12 protein-coding genes and 1 pseudogene are annotated in these 15,058 nt (G+C 71.1%); 8 read left to right on the top strand and 5 right to left on the bottom strand.

What is annotated here, in order from left to right:
• The first annotated feature begins 55 nt into the window (after nt 1–55).
• The 8 genes and pseudogenes from rapZ (at nt 56) to FY030_RS08465 (ending at nt 7,215) form a co-directional block, all read left to right on the top strand.
• Nucleotides 56–925 carry an RNase adapter RapZ gene (gene rapZ, locus FY030_RS08500; RefSeq protein ID WP_158062727.1) on the top strand — a complete coding sequence of 290 codons (870 nt, stop codon included), beginning with the start codon at nt 56–58 and terminating at the stop codon, nt 923–925.
• The gene (locus FY030_RS08495; RefSeq protein WP_202879685.1) at nt 922–1,962 is read left to right on the top strand and encodes a gluconeogenesis factor YvcK family protein; all 1,041 of its coding nucleotides are present in this window, start codon (nt 922–924) and stop codon (nt 1,960–1,962) included. Before rapZ ends, FY030_RS08495 begins: the two co-directional genes overlap by 4 nt.
• 92 nt (nt 1,963–2,054) lie before the next feature.
• Nucleotides 2,055–3,034: pseudogene (whiA, locus tag FY030_RS08490) on the top strand (DNA-binding protein WhiA).
• 275 nt (nt 3,035–3,309) lie between these two features.
• Complete coding sequence (gap, locus tag FY030_RS08485; RefSeq protein WP_158061133.1) at nt 3,310–4,314, top strand: type I glyceraldehyde-3-phosphate dehydrogenase; 1,005 nt, start codon at nt 3,310–3,312, stop codon at nt 4,312–4,314.
• 4 nt (nt 4,315–4,318) lie between these two features.
• The gene (locus FY030_RS08480) at nt 4,319–5,536 is read left to right on the top strand and encodes a phosphoglycerate kinase (RefSeq protein WP_158061132.1); all 1,218 of its coding nucleotides are present in this window, start codon (nt 4,319–4,321) and stop codon (nt 5,534–5,536) included.
• Nucleotides 5,536–6,351, top strand: a complete 816-nt coding sequence (gene tpiA / locus FY030_RS08475) for a triose-phosphate isomerase (protein ID WP_158061131.1) — start codon at nt 5,536–5,538, stop codon at nt 6,349–6,351. Before FY030_RS08480 ends, tpiA begins: the two co-directional genes overlap by 1 nt.
• Before the next feature lie 138 nt (nt 6,352–6,489).
• A complete protein-coding gene (gene secG, locus FY030_RS08470; RefSeq protein WP_158061130.1) occupies nt 6,490–6,732 on the top strand; it encodes a preprotein translocase subunit SecG in 243 nt (80 codons plus the stop codon).
• 120 nt (nt 6,733–6,852) lie between these two features.
• The gene (locus tag FY030_RS08465; protein ID WP_158061129.1) at nt 6,853–7,215 is read left to right on the top strand and encodes an RNA polymerase-binding protein RbpA; all 363 of its coding nucleotides are present in this window, start codon (nt 6,853–6,855) and stop codon (nt 7,213–7,215) included.
• 27 nt (nt 7,216–7,242) lie between these two features.
• Here FY030_RS08465 and FY030_RS08460 read toward each other — a convergent pair whose 3' ends face one another.
• The 5 genes from FY030_RS08460 to FY030_RS08440 are packed head-to-tail and all read right to left on the bottom strand — an operon-like array spanning nt 7,243 to nt 14,911.
• Nucleotides 7,243–8,163 carry a glucose-6-phosphate dehydrogenase assembly protein OpcA gene (locus tag FY030_RS08460; protein WP_158061128.1) on the bottom strand — a complete coding sequence of 307 codons (921 nt, stop codon included), beginning with the start codon at nt 8,161–8,163 and terminating at the stop codon, nt 7,243–7,245.
• Nucleotides 8,160–9,683: a glucose-6-phosphate dehydrogenase gene (zwf, locus tag FY030_RS08455; protein ID WP_158062725.1), complete on the bottom strand. Its 1,524-nt coding sequence runs from the start codon at nt 9,681–9,683 to the stop codon at nt 8,160–8,162. The genes FY030_RS08460 and zwf overlap by 4 nt, the downstream gene beginning before the upstream one ends.
• A gap of 44 nt (nt 9,684–9,727) precedes the next feature.
• Complete coding sequence (locus FY030_RS08450) at nt 9,728–11,368, bottom strand: glucose-6-phosphate isomerase (protein ID WP_158061127.1); 1,641 nt, start codon at nt 11,366–11,368, stop codon at nt 9,728–9,730.
• Nucleotides 11,365–12,546, bottom strand: a complete 1,182-nt coding sequence (gene tal, locus FY030_RS08445; protein ID WP_158061126.1) for a transaldolase — start codon at nt 12,544–12,546, stop codon at nt 11,365–11,367. The genes FY030_RS08450 and tal overlap by 4 nt, the downstream gene beginning before the upstream one ends.
• 58 nt (nt 12,547–12,604) lie before the next feature.
• Complete coding sequence (locus FY030_RS08440; protein ID WP_158061125.1) at nt 12,605–14,911, bottom strand: transketolase family protein; 2,307 nt, start codon at nt 14,909–14,911, stop codon at nt 12,605–12,607.
• Nucleotides 14,912–15,058 lie beyond the last annotated feature (147 nt).

The raw sequence follows: 15,058 nt of genomic DNA, 5'->3' as shown, positions 1-15,058 counted from the left end.
TGTGACGACACCCGCCACCGGCGCGCGAGAGGGGCTGCCCGCGCCTGCCCCCACCATGGCGCGCCACGACATGGTCATCCTCACCGGCATGTCCGGAGCAGGCCGCACCACCGCCGGCGACGTCCTGGAGGACCGGGGTTGGTACGTCGTGGACAACCTCCCGCCGGCCATGGTGCCCCGGCTCATGGAGCTCACCGCCGACGACCCGCACCGGCAGAAGGTTGCGGTCATCGTCGATGTGCGCTCGCGGGACTTCACCACCGAGCTCTCCCGGTCCCTGGAGGACCTCGGCGCCGCAGGCTGGCAGCCCCGGATCATCTTCGTCGACTCCTCCGACGAGGCGCTCGTGCGGCGCTTCGAGGCCGTGCGCAGGCCGCACCCCCTGCAGGGGGAGGGGCTGCTGCTCGACGGCATCCGGCGTGAGCGCCGCATGCTCGGTGACCTACGCTCCAACGCTGACATCGTCATCGACACGAGCGACTACAACGTCCACGAGCTCAGCGCCAAGATCGACGACCTGCTGCGCACCGACGACGAGGTGCGCCTACGTTTTGCAGTGGTCTCCTTCGGGTTCAAGTACGGCATCCCCCTGGACGCCGACGTGGTGCTTGACCTGCGCTTCCTGCCCAATCCCTACTGGATCCCCAAGCTGCGCCCGTACACCGGGCAGGACGGCCCGGTCCGCGACTTCGTCCTGGGCCAGGACAACGCCGGTGACTTCCTCGAGCACGCGGAGGCGATGCTGCGGACCGCGGTGCGCGGCTACCTGGAGGAGGGACGTCGTTACCTCACCGTCGCCGTGGGCTGCACCGGGGGCAAGCACCGGTCGGTCGCGACCGCCGAAGAGCTGACTCGGAGGTTGATGGACCTGGACGAGGTCGGCGTGCAGCTGACCACCTTCCACCGGGACCTGGGGCAGGAGTGAGCGCCCTGCGGGTCGTGGCCTTGGGTGGTGGACACGGGTTGTCGGCCTCGCTCCAGGCACTGCGGCATATCACCGAGGCAATCACCGCCGTGGTCACCGTCGCCGACGACGGCGGCTCCAGCGGCCGGCTCCGCCAGGACTTCGACATCCTGCCGCCCGGCGACCTGCGGATGGCGCTCGCCGCGCTGTGCGAGGACACCGTCTGGGGCCACCAGTGGTCGGGCGTCCTGCAACACCGCTTCGGCGGGGACGGTGACCTGGCCGGCCACGCCCTGGGCAACCTGCTCATCGTCGCCCTCTGGGACCTGCTGCCCGGCCAGGAGGTGCGCGGCCTGGACCTGGTCGGCCGGCTGCTCAACACCCGCGGCCGGGTGCTGCCGATGTCGCAGGTGCCACTGGACATCGAGGCCACCGTGACGGTGGACGGCGCGACGGTGGACGGCGGGAAGACGGACGGCGGGAAGACGGACGGCGGGAGGACGGACGGCGGGAAGACGGACGGAGAGGGGGAGGGCTGCGCCGGCACGGTCACCGTGCGCGGCCAATCCCAGGTCGCGCGGCACCCGGGCCGGGTCACCTCCGTGCGCCTGCTGCCGGCGTCGCCGCCCGCTTGCCCCGAGGCGGTGGAGTCGATCAAGCTGGCCGACGTGGTGGTGCTGGGGCCGGGTTCCTGGTTTACCTCGGTCATGCCGCACCTGCTTGTGCCCGACCTGCTGCAGGCGCTGCAGGACACCCCCGCCCAACGGGTGCTCACCCTCAACGTGAGCCTCACCGACGACGAGGACTCCGGTTACACCGTCGCCGACCACGTGCACGCCATCGCCGCGCACGCACCCGGGCTGACCTTCGACCACGTCATCGCTGACCCCGGCGTCGTCCGCTCCGAGGCCGAGCGCCGAGCCCTGGCGAAGGCGGTCGACCGGGTGGGGGCCGAGCTGGTGGTCACCACGGTCGCCAAGATGGGTCGGCCCGGCCTGCACGACACGCTGCGGCTCGCCGCGGCGTACCGCGACGTCATGAGCGGGGTGGTCTCGTGACGGGCAGGGCAGGGCGGGATAGTAGTGTTCCGGACGCCGGGCGGGGGCAGACCGGCACGGACGACGCACCTCGGACGAGGAGGATCAGCGCAGTGGCGATGACCGCGAAGGTCAAGGACGAGCTGGCCAGGCTCCCGGTGACCAAGACCTGCTGCCGCAAAGCCGAGGTCTCCACGATGCTCCGGTTCGCCGGCGGGCTGCACATCGTCGGTGGCCGCATCGTCATCGAGGCCGAGCTGGACACCGCGCAGAGCGCGCGGCGGCTGCGCGCCTTCATGGCCGAGGTCTACGGCTCCAGCAGCGAGGTCGTGGTGATGAGCCCCGGCGGCCTGCGCAAGCACACGAAGTATGTGGTGCGGGCCACCTCCGACGGGGAGTCCTTGGCCCGCCAGACCGGGTTGATCGACCACCGCGGCCGACCCGTCCGCGGGCTGCCCCCGCGGGTCGTGGGCGCCTCGGTGTGCGACGCTGAGGCCGCCTGGCGGGGGCCTTCCTGGCGCACGGCTCGATCACCGAGCCCGGCCGCTCCTCCGCCCTGGAGATCACCTGCCCCGGGCCGGAGGCCGCCCTCGCCCTGGTCGGGGCGGCGCGACGGCTGGGGATCCAGGCCAAGGCCCGAGAGGTCCGAGGAGTCGACCGAGTGGTCATCCGGGACGGTGACGCGATCGGGGCGATGCTGACCCGGCTGGGCGCCCACGACGCGGTGCTGGCCTGGGAAGAGCGTCGGATGCGCCGCGAGGTCAGGGCGACCGCCAACCGGTTGGCCAACTTCGACGACGCCAACCTGCGCCGCTCCGCCCGGGCTGCGGTGGCGGCCGGCGCCCGGGTGGAGCGGGCCCTGAAGATCCTCGGTGAGGAGGTGCCGGAGCATCTGCGGATCGCGGGTGAACTGCGCCTGGAGCACAAGCAGGCTTCGCTGGAGGAGCTGGGCCAGCTGGCCGACCCGCCGATGACCAAGGACGCCGTGGCCGGCCGGATCCGGCGGCTGCTGGCGATGGCCGACAAGCGGGCCGAGGAGCTGGGGATGGAGGGGACCGAGGCCAACCTCACCCCGGACATGTTCGACGACTGACCCGGCCAGGTCGAGGGCGAGCACCGCAAGGTCGCGGATGTTCCGGTCAACCACTCGAGGACCTACGTGGCTCCGGTCTGCTGTCGCCCGGTGGCCCGCCGTGGCCCTGCCGGAGTGCCCTCACGCCGGTGCGGGAGCGGTCCCCCGGGCACGCGCCGCATACCGGCAACCGATAGGTTGGGAGGCAAAAGGAGCCTACGGAGGAGTCCTCTGCGGTCCCTTTCAGCGGTGCACACCCGGTGCGCCGACGACCCACGAGGGAAGGTTGTCTGATCATGACCGTTCGTGTTGGCATCAACGGCTTCGGGCGCATCGGCCGGAACTTCACGCGCGCCGTGCTGAGCTCCGGCGCCGACATCGAGATCGTGGCGGTGAATGACCTCACCGACAACGCCACGCTCGCCCACCTGCTGAAGTACGACTCGATCCTGGGCCGGTTGGATGGCAAGGTGAGCTCCTCCGAAGAGGAGATCACCGTCGACGGCAAGGTCATCAAGGCCTTCGCCGAGAAGGACCCGAGCGCGCTGCCCTGGGGGGACCTTGGTGTCGATGTGGTCGTGGAGTCCACCGGCATCTTCACCGACGCGGCCGGGGCCCAGAAGCACGTCGACGCCGGTGCCAAGAAGGTCATCATCTCCGCCCCCGCCAAGAACGAGGACATCACCGTGGTGATGGGCGTCAACGAGGGCGACTACGACCCCGCCTCGCACCACATCATCTCCAACGCCTCGTGCACCACCAACTGCCTGGCCCCGATGGCCAAGGTGCTGCACGAGGAGTTCGAGATCGTCAAGGGGCTGATGACGACCATCCACGCCTACACCGCCGACCAGAACCTGCAGGACGGCCCGCACAAGGACCTGCGCCGTGCCCGCGCCGCCGCCCTCAACATCGTGCCGACCAAGACCGGTGCCGCCGCCGCGGTGTCGCTGGTGCTGCCCGAGCTCAAGGGCAGGTTCGATGGCTACGCCCTGCGGGTTCCGGTCGCCACCGGGTCGGCCACCGACCTCACCTTCGAGGCCGGCCGTGAGGTCACCGTCGAGGAGGTCAACGCCGCCGTGAAGAAGGCTGCCGAGGGCCCCCTGAAGGGGATCCTGAAGTACACCGAGGACCCGATCGTCTCCAAGGACATCGAGACCGACCCCCACTCCTGCATCTTCGACGCAGGCCTGACCAAGGTCATCGGCAACCAGGTCAAGGTCGTCGGCTGGTATGACAATGAGTGGGGTTACTCCTGCCGTCTGGTCGACCTCGTTTCGCTGGTCGGCGACAAGCTCTGAGCTGATGCGCACCCTCTCCGACCTCGCCGAACAGCTCGGCGGGCTGGCCGGCAAGACCATCCTGGTCCGCTCGGACCTGAACGTGCCGCTCGCGGGCACCACCATCACTGACGACGGGCGCGTGCGGGCTTCGGTCCCCACGATCCGTCACCTGACCGACGCCGGCGCCCGGGTCGTCGTCGTCGCCCACCTCGGCCGACCCAAGGGCGCACCGGAGGCCCGCTACTCGCTGGCCCCGGTCGCCGACCGGCTGCGTGAACTGCTCGGCAACATCACCCCGGTCACCTTCGTGGAGGAGACCGTCGGCGAGCGCGCCACCGAGGCGGTGGAGGCCATGTCGGACGGTGACGTCGTGGTGCTGGAGAACCTCCGGTTCACCCCGGGGGAGACCGCCAAGGACGACGACGAGCGCGGAAAGTTCGCCCAGCAGCTTGCCGAGCTGGCAGATGGCTACGTGTCGGACGGCTTCGGGGTCGTGCACCGTGCCCAGGCCTCGGTCTACGACGTGGCCCGGGCGCTGCCGCACGCCGCGGGGATGTTGGTGCACGCCGAGGTCGAGGTGATGCGGGCGCTGCGCGAGCAGCCGCGCCGGCCCTACGCAGTCATCCTGGGCGGGGCCAAGGTCAGCGACAAGCTCGGGGTCATCGAGTCCCTCATCACCGTGGCCGACCGTCTCCTCGTCGGCGGTGGGATGGTGTTCACCTTCCTCAAGGCCCAAGGCTATGAGGTCGGCACCAGCCTGTTGGAGGAGGACCAGGTGGAGACGGTGCGCGGTTACCTGCAGACGGCAGCGCAGCGCGGGGTCGAGATCGTCCTGCCGGTGGATATCGTCGTAGCTGCCTCCTTCTCCGCCGACGCGGAGCACCAGGTGGTCGCGGCCGACGCCATCCCCGCCCACCTGATGGGTCTGGACATCGGCCCGGCGTCGGAGGAGTTGTTCGCCGAGAAACTCGCCGACACCCAGACCGTCTTCTGGAACGGCCCGATGGGCGCTTTTGAGATGGAGCCGTTTGCCTCGGGCACTAAGGCGGTCGCCGAGGCCCTGGTCAAGCGCACGAAGGCCGGCGCGCTCACCGTCGTCGGTGGTGGCGACTCCGCCGCCGCGGTGCGCGCGTTCGGCCACGCCGACGAGGACTTCGGGCACATCTCCACCGGGGGTGGGGCCAGCCTGGAGTACCTCGAGGGCAAGGAACTGCCCGGGCTACAAGTACTGGAGGACTGATGGCGAGCAAGACCGCAAACGCAACCGGGCGCACGCCGCTGATGGCGGGCAACTGGAAGATGAACCTGGACCACCTGCAGGCTACCCACCTGGTGCAGAAGCTGGACTGGACGCTGCGGGACGCACGGCACGACCATGACCAGGTCGAGGTGGTCGTACTGCCTCCGTTCACCGACCTGCGCTCGGTGCAGACGCTGGTCCAGGGCGACAAGCTCCGGCTCGCCTACGGCGGGCAGGACCTGTCCCAGCACGACGAGGGGGCCTACACCGGCGAGATCTCCGGGGCCTTCCTGGCCAAGCTCGGCTGCACCTACGTGGTGGTCGGGCACAGTGAACGCCGCGAGCACCACCAGGAGAGCGACGAGCTGGTCGCCGCCAAGGTGCGCGCGGCCCTGCGGCACGGGCTCACGCCGATCCTGTGCGTGGGGGAGCCGCTGGAGGTCCGTCAGGCCGGGCAGCACGTCGAGCACGTCGTGACCCAGCTGCGGGCCGCGATCGAGGGGCTGGAGGGCGAGCAGGTGAGCCGGGTCGTAGTCGCCTACGAGCCGGTGTGGGCGATCGGCACCGGGGAGGTCGCCACCCCGGACGACGCCCAGGAGGTGTGCGCCGCGATCCGCCGCACCGTGGCCGGGCCCGTCGGCGACGAGGTCGCCGCCGGGCTGCGGGTGCTCTACGGCGGCTCGGTCAAGCCCGGCAACGTCGCGGAGATCATGTCCCGCGAGGACGTCGACGGTGCCCTGGTCGGGGGCGCCGCGTTGTCGGTGGACGACTTCGCCGCGATCGTGCGCTACCAGCACCACCACGGGGCCGGCTGAGCACGCCGCTGCCGCGCCGTACGTCCGGGCACGTTCGGTCCCTGGCGCTTGCTGGGTTAGGCTGTCTGTCGCCCCGGATCCCTCACGGGTCCGGGGCTGACGATCTTCTGACCGGTCCGACGACAAGGTGTGTCCTGCGTGGAGTACGTGCGCTGGTTCCTCGATGGGCTGCTGGTGATTACCAGCTGCTTCCTCGTCCTGCTCATCCTGATGCACAAGGGCAAGGGTGGGGGCATGTCCGACATGTTCGGCGGCGGCATGAGCAGCAGCCTCGGTGGCTCCTCCATCGCTGAGCGCAACCTGAACCGGATCACCGTCGGCATGGCCCTGGTCTGGGCCGGTGTCGTCGTGGCCATCGGCGTCCTCGTCCGCTTCTCCTGACCGGCGCGCCGCAGATGAGACGTTCGCCACAGCGCAGGTGGCGGGGTTAGGCTGACCCTCAGGGACGTCATACCCCACCCGTGTGGGTGTGCCGTCGACAGTCCGCGCAAGGAGGCAACGATGGCTGGCGCAAACGCGATCCGAGGAAGCCGGGTCGGTTCTGGCCCCATGGGTGAGACCGAGCGGGGGGAGGTCGCGCCCAGGATCTTTGTCAGCTACTGGTGCGGCAACGGTCACGAGACCACCCCCAGCTTTGCCCAGGGCGGCGAGGTCGAGATCCCCGCGGTGTGGGACTGCCCCCGGTGCGGACTCCCCGCAGGGCAGGACAGGTCCGCGCCCCCGGGACCTCCCCGCACCGAGCCGTACAAGACGCACCTGGCCTACGTCAAGGAACGCCGCAGCGACCAGGAGGGCGAGTCCTTGCTCGAGGAGGCGCTGCGCACGCTGCGTGAGCGCGGGGTGGGCGCCGGGCCCGCCGAGTAGCTGGCCTGCCCGCTCTGGTCTGCCCGGTCAGGTGACGAGTGGCAGCCCGTCGCACAGGGCGCGGGCGTAGATCTCGTCGGGGTCCAGGCGGCGCAGCTCCTCTGCCAACGCCTCGGACAGGGAGGGGGTATGCAGCGCGACCAGGCGGGGTGGGGTGCCCAAGCGGGTGAGGGTGGCGGTGTCGGAGCCGTCCTCGCTGCGGGTCAGCTCGATCGGTCCGGAGGCGCGCTCCAGGCGCACACCCACCAGGCCGCTGCCCTCCGGCGTGCCGACCCTCGTGACCGGGCAGCGCAGCGCCTGCGCCAGCCACCCGGCGAGGAGGTCACCACTGGGGTGGCCCGGCTCGCCGCGCACCTCGACGCCGGTGACCGGCTCGTAGGGTGAGCCCTCCAGCGAGGTCGCCAACAACGCCCGCCACCGGGTCAGGCGGGTCCACGCCAGGTCGGTGTCACCGGGCCGGTAGTGCTGCGCGCGGTGCCGCAGCTGAGCCGCCGGGTCGGTGCACCGGTCGGCGTCGGTGACCCGGCGGATCGCCATCGCGCCCAGCGGGGTGGCGGCCACGTCCTCCTCGCTATCGCCTGGCCACCAGGCGACAACGGGGGAGTCGGGCAGCTGGAGCGGGATGACGACCGCGCTTCCGTGGCGGGTCAGCTCCCCGTGCAGCCGGAGCACGACCACCTCGGAGGCGCCGGCGTCACCACCCACCCGGATCTCGGCGTCCAGCCGGTCCCCGGCGCCCTCATCGACCGGGACCACGACCAGGATGCGGGCGGGGTGCTGGCGGGTGGCGTCGTTCGCGGCGGTGATGGCGTGATCCAGGCCGTCCTCGGTGACCGAGACGAGCAGGGTAAGCACTCGGCCCGTCGCCATCGCACCCACCTCCTGGCGGAGCTGGACAAGGCGCTTGGCGACGTCCCTGGTGGAAGCGTTGGGCAGGTCGACGATCACGGCAACCTCCACTCCCGGCCGTCCCGCCGGACCAGGTCGTCGGCGGCGGGCGGACCCCAGGAACCGGCCGGGTAGTCCTGCGGGGGCTGGTCCCGGGCGGCCCAGTGCTCGATCACCGGGTCCAGGATGCGCCAGGACTGCTCGACCTCCTCGTGGCGGGGGAACAGCGGCGGCTCGCCGAGCAGCACGTCGAGGATGAGCCGTTCGTAGGCCTCGGGGCTGGACTCGGTGAACGAGGCGCCGTAGCCGAAGTCCATCGACACGTCCCGCACCTCCATCTGGCTGCCGGGCACCTTGGAGCCGAAACGGACCGTGACCCCCTCGTCCGGCTGGACGCGGATGACGACCGCGTTGGCGCCCAGCTCCTCGGTCGCGGTGCTGCTGAACGGCTGGTGCGGCGCGCGGCGGAAGACGACCGCGATCTCGGTGACGCGCTTGCCCAGGCGCTTGCCGGTGCGCAGGTAGAAGGGCACCCCGGCCCATCGGCGGGACCGCACGTCCAGGCGGAGCGCCGCGTAGGTCTCGGTGCCCCGATCGGCCTCCACGCCCTCCTCCTCGACGTAGCCGGCGACCTTCTGCGAGCCCTGCCAGCCGGGGGAGTAGCGGCCACGGGCGGTCGTGGTGTCCAGGTCCTCACCCAGGCTCACCGCCGCCAGCACCTTCTCCTTCTCCGAGCGCACCGCGTCTGCGGTGAACGACAACGGCTCTTCCATCGCGGTGAGGGCGAGCAGCTGGAGCAGGTGGTTCTGGATGACGTCGCGGGCCGCACCGACGGTGTCGTAGTAGCCGGCCCGGCCGCCGATGCCGATGTCCTCGGCCATGGTGATCTGCACGTGGTCGACGTAGCGCCCGTTCCAGACCGGCTCGAAGATCTGGTTGGCAAACCGGAAGGCCAGGATGTTCTGCACCGTCTCCTTGCCCAGATAGTGGTCGATCCGGAAGACCGAGTCCGGCGGGAAGACCGCCTCCACGATCCGGTTGAGCTCCTGGGCGCTGGGCAGGTCGTGACCGAACGGCTTCTCAATCACTACCCGGCGCCAGGTCCCCTCGCTCGGGTCCGACAGTCCGCTGCGCTGCAGCTGCTCGCAGACGGTCGCGAACCAGGAGGGCGGGATGGAGAGGTAGAAGGCATGGTTGCCGCCCGTGCCCCGATCCTCGTCCAGCTCGGCGACGGTGCGCGCCAGCTGAGCAAAGGCCGCGTCGTCGTCGAAGGCACCGGAGACGAACCGGAAGCCCTCGGCGAGCGAGCGCCAGACCTCGTCGCGGAACTCGGTCCGGGCGTTCTCGCGCACGGCCTCCCGCACCACCTCCGCGAAGTCCTGGTCTTCCCAGTCGCGACGGGCGAAGCCGACGAGGGAGAAGCCCGGGGGCAGCAGCCCCCGGTTGGCCAGGTCGTAGATGGCCGGCATGAGCTTCTTGCGGGCCAGGTCGCCGGTCACCCCGAACATCACCATGCTGCACGGCCCCGCGATGCGGGGCAGGCGCTTGTCGTCCGGGTCGCGCAGCGGGTTGTGCAGCATGGTGTTGTGCGCGGGGACCGGTGCGGGTGGGCCGTCGTCGCGGTTCACCAGGGCAGCACCCTGCGCAGCTGCTCGAGCCCGGTGTCCCGGTCGGTCAGGTGCAGGCGCAGCACCGGGCGCCCGTGCTCAGCCAGCACCTGGGCATCGCCGGTCGCCTGGGCCGCGATGAACTCGCCAAAGGTGTAGTCCTGGCCGGGCACCGGCACATCCTGCGCCGGGGCCGCGGTCACCTGCAGGTAGACACCCTGGGCGGGGCCGCCCTTGTGGTACTGCCCGGTGGAGTGGAGGAAGCGGGGGCCCCAGCCGAAAGTCACTGGCCGGCCGGTCCGCTCCACCAAGCCCGGTTGCATCCGGGCCAGGTCGGCCAGCTCGAGCCGGTCGAGGTACACCATGACCGCCAGGTAGCCACGCTGCGGGTCGAGGCGGTCCAGCAGAGCCCGGACCGCCCCGGTGAGGTCGTCGGCGTCCTCGGGCAGCCACCCTCCCGGGGCCCGCACCTCGACGGCGCCGTCGACCATGGCCGGGGCCGCGCCGGAGCCGACGCCTTGGGCCATGATCCGGCGGGCGGCCTCTTTGGCGCTCTCCACGTCGGGCTGGTCGAAGGGGTTGATCCCCAGCAGCCGGCCGGCGGCCGCCGTGGCCACCTCCCAGAGCAGGAGCTGTGCGCCCAGGGAGCCGGTGACGTTGACCTGCGACTCCGCCCCGCCGTTCGGCAGGCCCTTGTCATCGTTGGTCTCATCGACGTCAGGGGCCAGGACGACGACTGTGCAGTCGCTCGTGTCAGACAGCCCCTGGGTCGGTGCCGCGCCCGCTGGGGTCACCACCGGCAGCACGCCGGTGCCGGATTTGCCCGTCGACTCGGCGATGAGCTGCTCAACCCAGTCGGCCAGACCGACGATGCCGGAGCCGGCGTCGGTGAAGAGCAACTTGTCGCGAAGCGGCTCGGTGCCGGCCAGGGCGGCGGCGAGCCGCAGCCCCGGGTTGCCCAAGTCGTCCTCGGCGAGAAGATCGGCGACCTCTTCGGCCTCGTTCAGCAGGGCGCCCACGTCCACCCCGGCCAGGCCGGAGGGGACCAGCCCGAAGGCGGTCAGCGCCGAGTAGCGACCCCCGACGTCAGGGTCGGCGTTGACGACCCGGTAGCCGCCCTCCCGGGACCGTGTGTCCAGCGGGCTGCCAGGGTCGGTGACGATGACCACGCGTTCGGTGGGGTCAATGCCTGCGTCGGTGAAGGCCTGGACGAAGGCGCGCCGTTGGCTGTCGGTCTCCAGCGTGGAGCCCGACTTGGAGGACACCACCACGACGGTTCGCTCCAGATCCTCCTGCACCGCGGCCCGCACCATGTCCGGGTCGGAGCTGTCCAGCACCACGAGCGGCCGCCCCGCGGTGGCGCAGATGACCTCAGGGGCGAGGGAGGACCCGCCCATGCCGCACAGCACCACCCGGTCGACGCCGCGCTCGCGCAGCTCCTCCCGGAGCGCGGCGATCTCCCCGACCAGGGGCCGGGAGGTGCGGGGCAGGTCAACCCACGCGAGACGCTTGGCGGCCTCGTCCTGCGCGTCCGGCCCCCACAGCTGCCCGTCCTGCGCGAACAGTCGGGAGGCGAAGCGCTCCTCGACCAGGTCCGGCAGATGACGCTCGACGGCGTCGGCGGCGGCGCCCAGGGCCTCCACGGTGAGAGCGGTCATGACCCCGACCCGGCGGACGCGGCCTTGTCGAGCTCGCCTTGCACCGACTCCAGCAGCTCGGCCCAGGACTGCTCGAACTTGTCCACGCCCTCGACCTCGAGCAGGTCGACCACCTCGGGGTAGGACACACCCATCCGCTCCAGGTCGTCAAGCATCTGCTGGGCCTCGGCGTAGCCGCCGGTGACGGTGTCCCCGCGCAGCTCACCATGGTCGACCGTGGCCTCCAGCGTCTTGCTGGGCATGGTGTTGACGGTGTGGGCGGCGACGAGCTCGGTGACGTACATGGTGTCCGGGTAGTCGGGGTTCTTGACCCCGGTCGAGGCCCACAGCGGCCGCTGCAGGTTGGCGCCGTGGTCGCGCAGGTTGGCCCAGCGGGGGGTGGAGAAGACCTCCTCGAAGGCCTGGTAGGCCAGGCGTGCGTTGGCCAGGCCGGCCTTGCCTCGCAGCGCCAAGGCCTCGTCGGTGCCGATGTCCTCCAGCCGCTTGTCGATCTCGGCGTCGACCCGGGAGACGAAGAAGCTGGCGACCGAGCGGATCGTGGACAGGTCCCGGCCCTGCTCCAGGGCCTGCTCCAGCCCGGTCAGGTAGGCGTTCATCACGCCGCGGTAGCGGTCCAGGCTGAAGATCAGAGTGACGTTGACGCTGATGCCCGCAGCCAGGGCCTGGCTGATGGCCGGTAGCCCTTCCACGGTGGCCGGGATCTTCACCAGCAGGTTGGGCCGGTCGATCTCGTTCCACAGCTGCTGGGCCATCTCCACGGTGCCGGTGGTGTCCTTGGCCAGCCGGGGGTCGACCTCGATCGAGACCCGGCCGTCCTGCCCGCCGGTGGCCTCAAAGGTCGACAGGAAGATGTTGCAGGCGTTGCGCACGTCCTCGGTGGTCAGTGCGTGCACCGCCGCGTCCACGTCGGCACCCGACCCGGCCAGCTGCCGCACCTGGTCGCTGTAGGCCTCGCCCTCGGACAGCGCGGTGGCAAAGATTGTCGGGTTGGTGGTGACACCCAGGACCCCGCGGTCGATGTAGGCCTGCAGGTCGCCGTCGGTGATCATCGGGCGGTTGAGGTCGTCCAGCCACACCGAGACACCAGCCTCGGCCAGCTCGTGCAAGATGGTACGGGTGGCCTCGCGGTCACCGGTGGCGCCCTCGGTGGGCTCGGCGGTCGGCTTGTGGTCGCTCATCTTGTCTCTCCTTGGACTCGCTGCTGGAAACTCGCTGTGGGTGCGCCTGCTGCTGGGCTCAGTGCTGCGACTCGTCCGTGGACCGGGTGCCGCCCTCGCCGGCGTCGCCCAGGGTGCTGTCGTCGCCCTCGGGCTCCTGCGGGACGCCCTGCCCGGGGGCGGGGTCACCCTGCGCCGCCTGCAACGACTCCTGCGCCGCCTCCACCACGGCCTCTGCGGTGACGCCGAACTCCTGATAGAGCCGTTCGTAGTCGGCCGAAGCGCCGAAGTGCTCGATGCTCACGCTCCGGCCGGCGTCGCCGACCAGCTCCCGCCAGCCCATCGCGATGCCCGCCTCGACGGAGACCCGGGCCCGCACCGCCGCCGGCAGGACCTCCTCGCGGTATGTGGCGTCCTGCTCGTCGAACCACTCGCGGCACGGCATCGACACGACCCGGGTCGGGACGCCCTCCGCCTGCAGGGTGTCGCGGGCCGCGACGGCCAGCTGGACCTCGGACCCGGTGCCGATGAGGATCACCTCTGGCTCACCGCCCTCGGCCTCGGCCAGGACGTAGGCTCCCCGGGCGACGCCCTCGGCGGACGCCATACCGCCCTTCCCCCGGTCAAAGGTCGGGACGTTCTGGCGGGTCAGCGCCAAGGCTGAAGGGTGGTCCACGGTCTGCAGGATGGTGCGCCAGGCGACCGCCGTCTCGTTGGCGTCCGCGGGACGGACGACGTCCAGGCCCGGGATGGCGCGCAGCGCGGCCAGGTGCTCGATCGGCTGGTGCGTCGGGCCGTCCTCGCCCAGGCCGATGCTGTCGTGGGTCCAGACGTAGATGACCGGGGCCTGCTGGATGGAGGCCAGCCGGACCGCCGGGCGCATGTAGTCGGAGAAGACCAAGAAGGTGCCGCCATAGGGGCGGGTCAGTCCCTCCAGCGCGATCCCGTTGAGGATCATCCCCATCGCGTGCTCGCGGATGCCGAAGTGCAGGGTGCGGCCGTACTCGTGGCCGGGGAACATCTCCGTCGCCTTGCTGGACGGGACGAAGCTGGGCTCACCCTTCATCGTGGTGTTGTTGGAGCCGGCGAGGTCGGCCGAGCCGCCCCACAGCTCGGGCATGACCGGCGCAAGGGCGCTGAGCACCTCGCCGGAAGCCTTGCGCGTGGCCACGCCCTTCTCGTCGGCCTCGAAGGTGGGGATCGCCTCCGCCAGGCCCTCGGGCAGGGTCTTGTCCTGCAGCCGGTCGAGGAGGGCCGCCCGCTCGGGGTTCGCCCCGCGCCACGCGTCGTAGCGCTCCTGCCAGGCGGCCCGGGCCTGCTGGCCACGGTCGATGACCTTGCGGGCGTGGGCGAGCACCTCCGGCTCCACGGGGAAGGTCTGCTCCGGGTCGAAGCCGAGCAGCTTCTTGGTGGCCGCGACCTCGTCCGCGCCCAGGGCCGACCCGTGCGAGGCACCGGTGTCCTGGGCCTGCGGCGCCGGCCAGGCGATGATCGTGCGCAGCAGGACCAGGGTCGGCTTGTCGGTGCGCTCGCGGGAGGCCTGCAGCGCGGCGTACAGGGCGTCGACGTCCTCGACGTAGGCGCCGGCGCGCTGCTCGACCCCCTCGACGTCCTCGGTGGCCTCACCGGTGGACCCGGTGCTGCCGCGCCAGTCCACGGTCTCCACGTGCCAGCCGTAGGCCTCGTAGCGCTTGGCCACGTCCTCGCTGAAGGAGATGTCGGTGTCGTCCTCGATCGAGATGAAGTTCTGGTCATAGATCACGGTGATGTTCGACAGCTCCTGGTGTCCCGCCAGGGAGCACGCCTCGGAACTGACGCCTTCCATGATGTCCCCGTCGGAGGCGATGACCCACACGTGGTGGTCGAAGGGGGACTCGCCGGCGGAGGCGTCCGGGTCGAGTAGCCCACGCTGCCGGCGCTGGGCCATCGCCATGCCGACGGCGGAGGCCAGGCCCGAGCCCAGCGGCCCGGTCGTGATCTCCACGCCGGTGGTGTGGTGCACCTCGGGGTGGCCAGGGGTGGCGCTGCCCCAGGTCCGCAGCGCCTTGAGGTCCGACAGCTCCAAGCCGTAGCCGTTGAGGTAGAGCTGGACGTACTGCGTCAGGCTGGAGTGGCCGGCGGACAGCACGAACCGGTCCCGGCCCAGCCAGTGGGGTTCGGACGGGTCGTGGACCATGACGTTCTGGTAGAGCAGGTAGGCCAGGGGTGCCAGGCTCATTGCCGTGCCGGGATGTCCGTTGCCGACGTTCTCCACCGCGTCGGCCGCCAGCATCCGGGCCGTGTCCACCGCGCGGACATCTGCGTCGGTCCACCCCACCTGCTCGGCGACCGGTCGGGACAGGCCCTGGTCCCGGTCGGCGGTGAAGGTCTGTTCGGGTGCACTCACGAAGATCTCCTGACATGTGGGGCCGGACGTGTGGCCTGTCCGCCGGGCGGGCACGCCACACTCCTGACCTTAACGGTCCCCGGCACCGGCACGCTGGTCGAGGGCGGGGTCGGCGGGCGGCTGACGCCGGGGCTGAAGAGAGTTCGG

It is taken from the genome of Ornithinimicrobium pratense (assembly GCF_008843165.1).
GTDB classification, from domain to species: domain Bacteria; phylum Actinomycetota; class Actinomycetes; order Actinomycetales; family Dermatophilaceae; genus Ornithinicoccus; species Ornithinicoccus pratensis.
The sequence above is the reverse complement of the archived record's forward strand: the minus strand, read 5'-3'. Positions and strand labels throughout refer to the sequence as shown.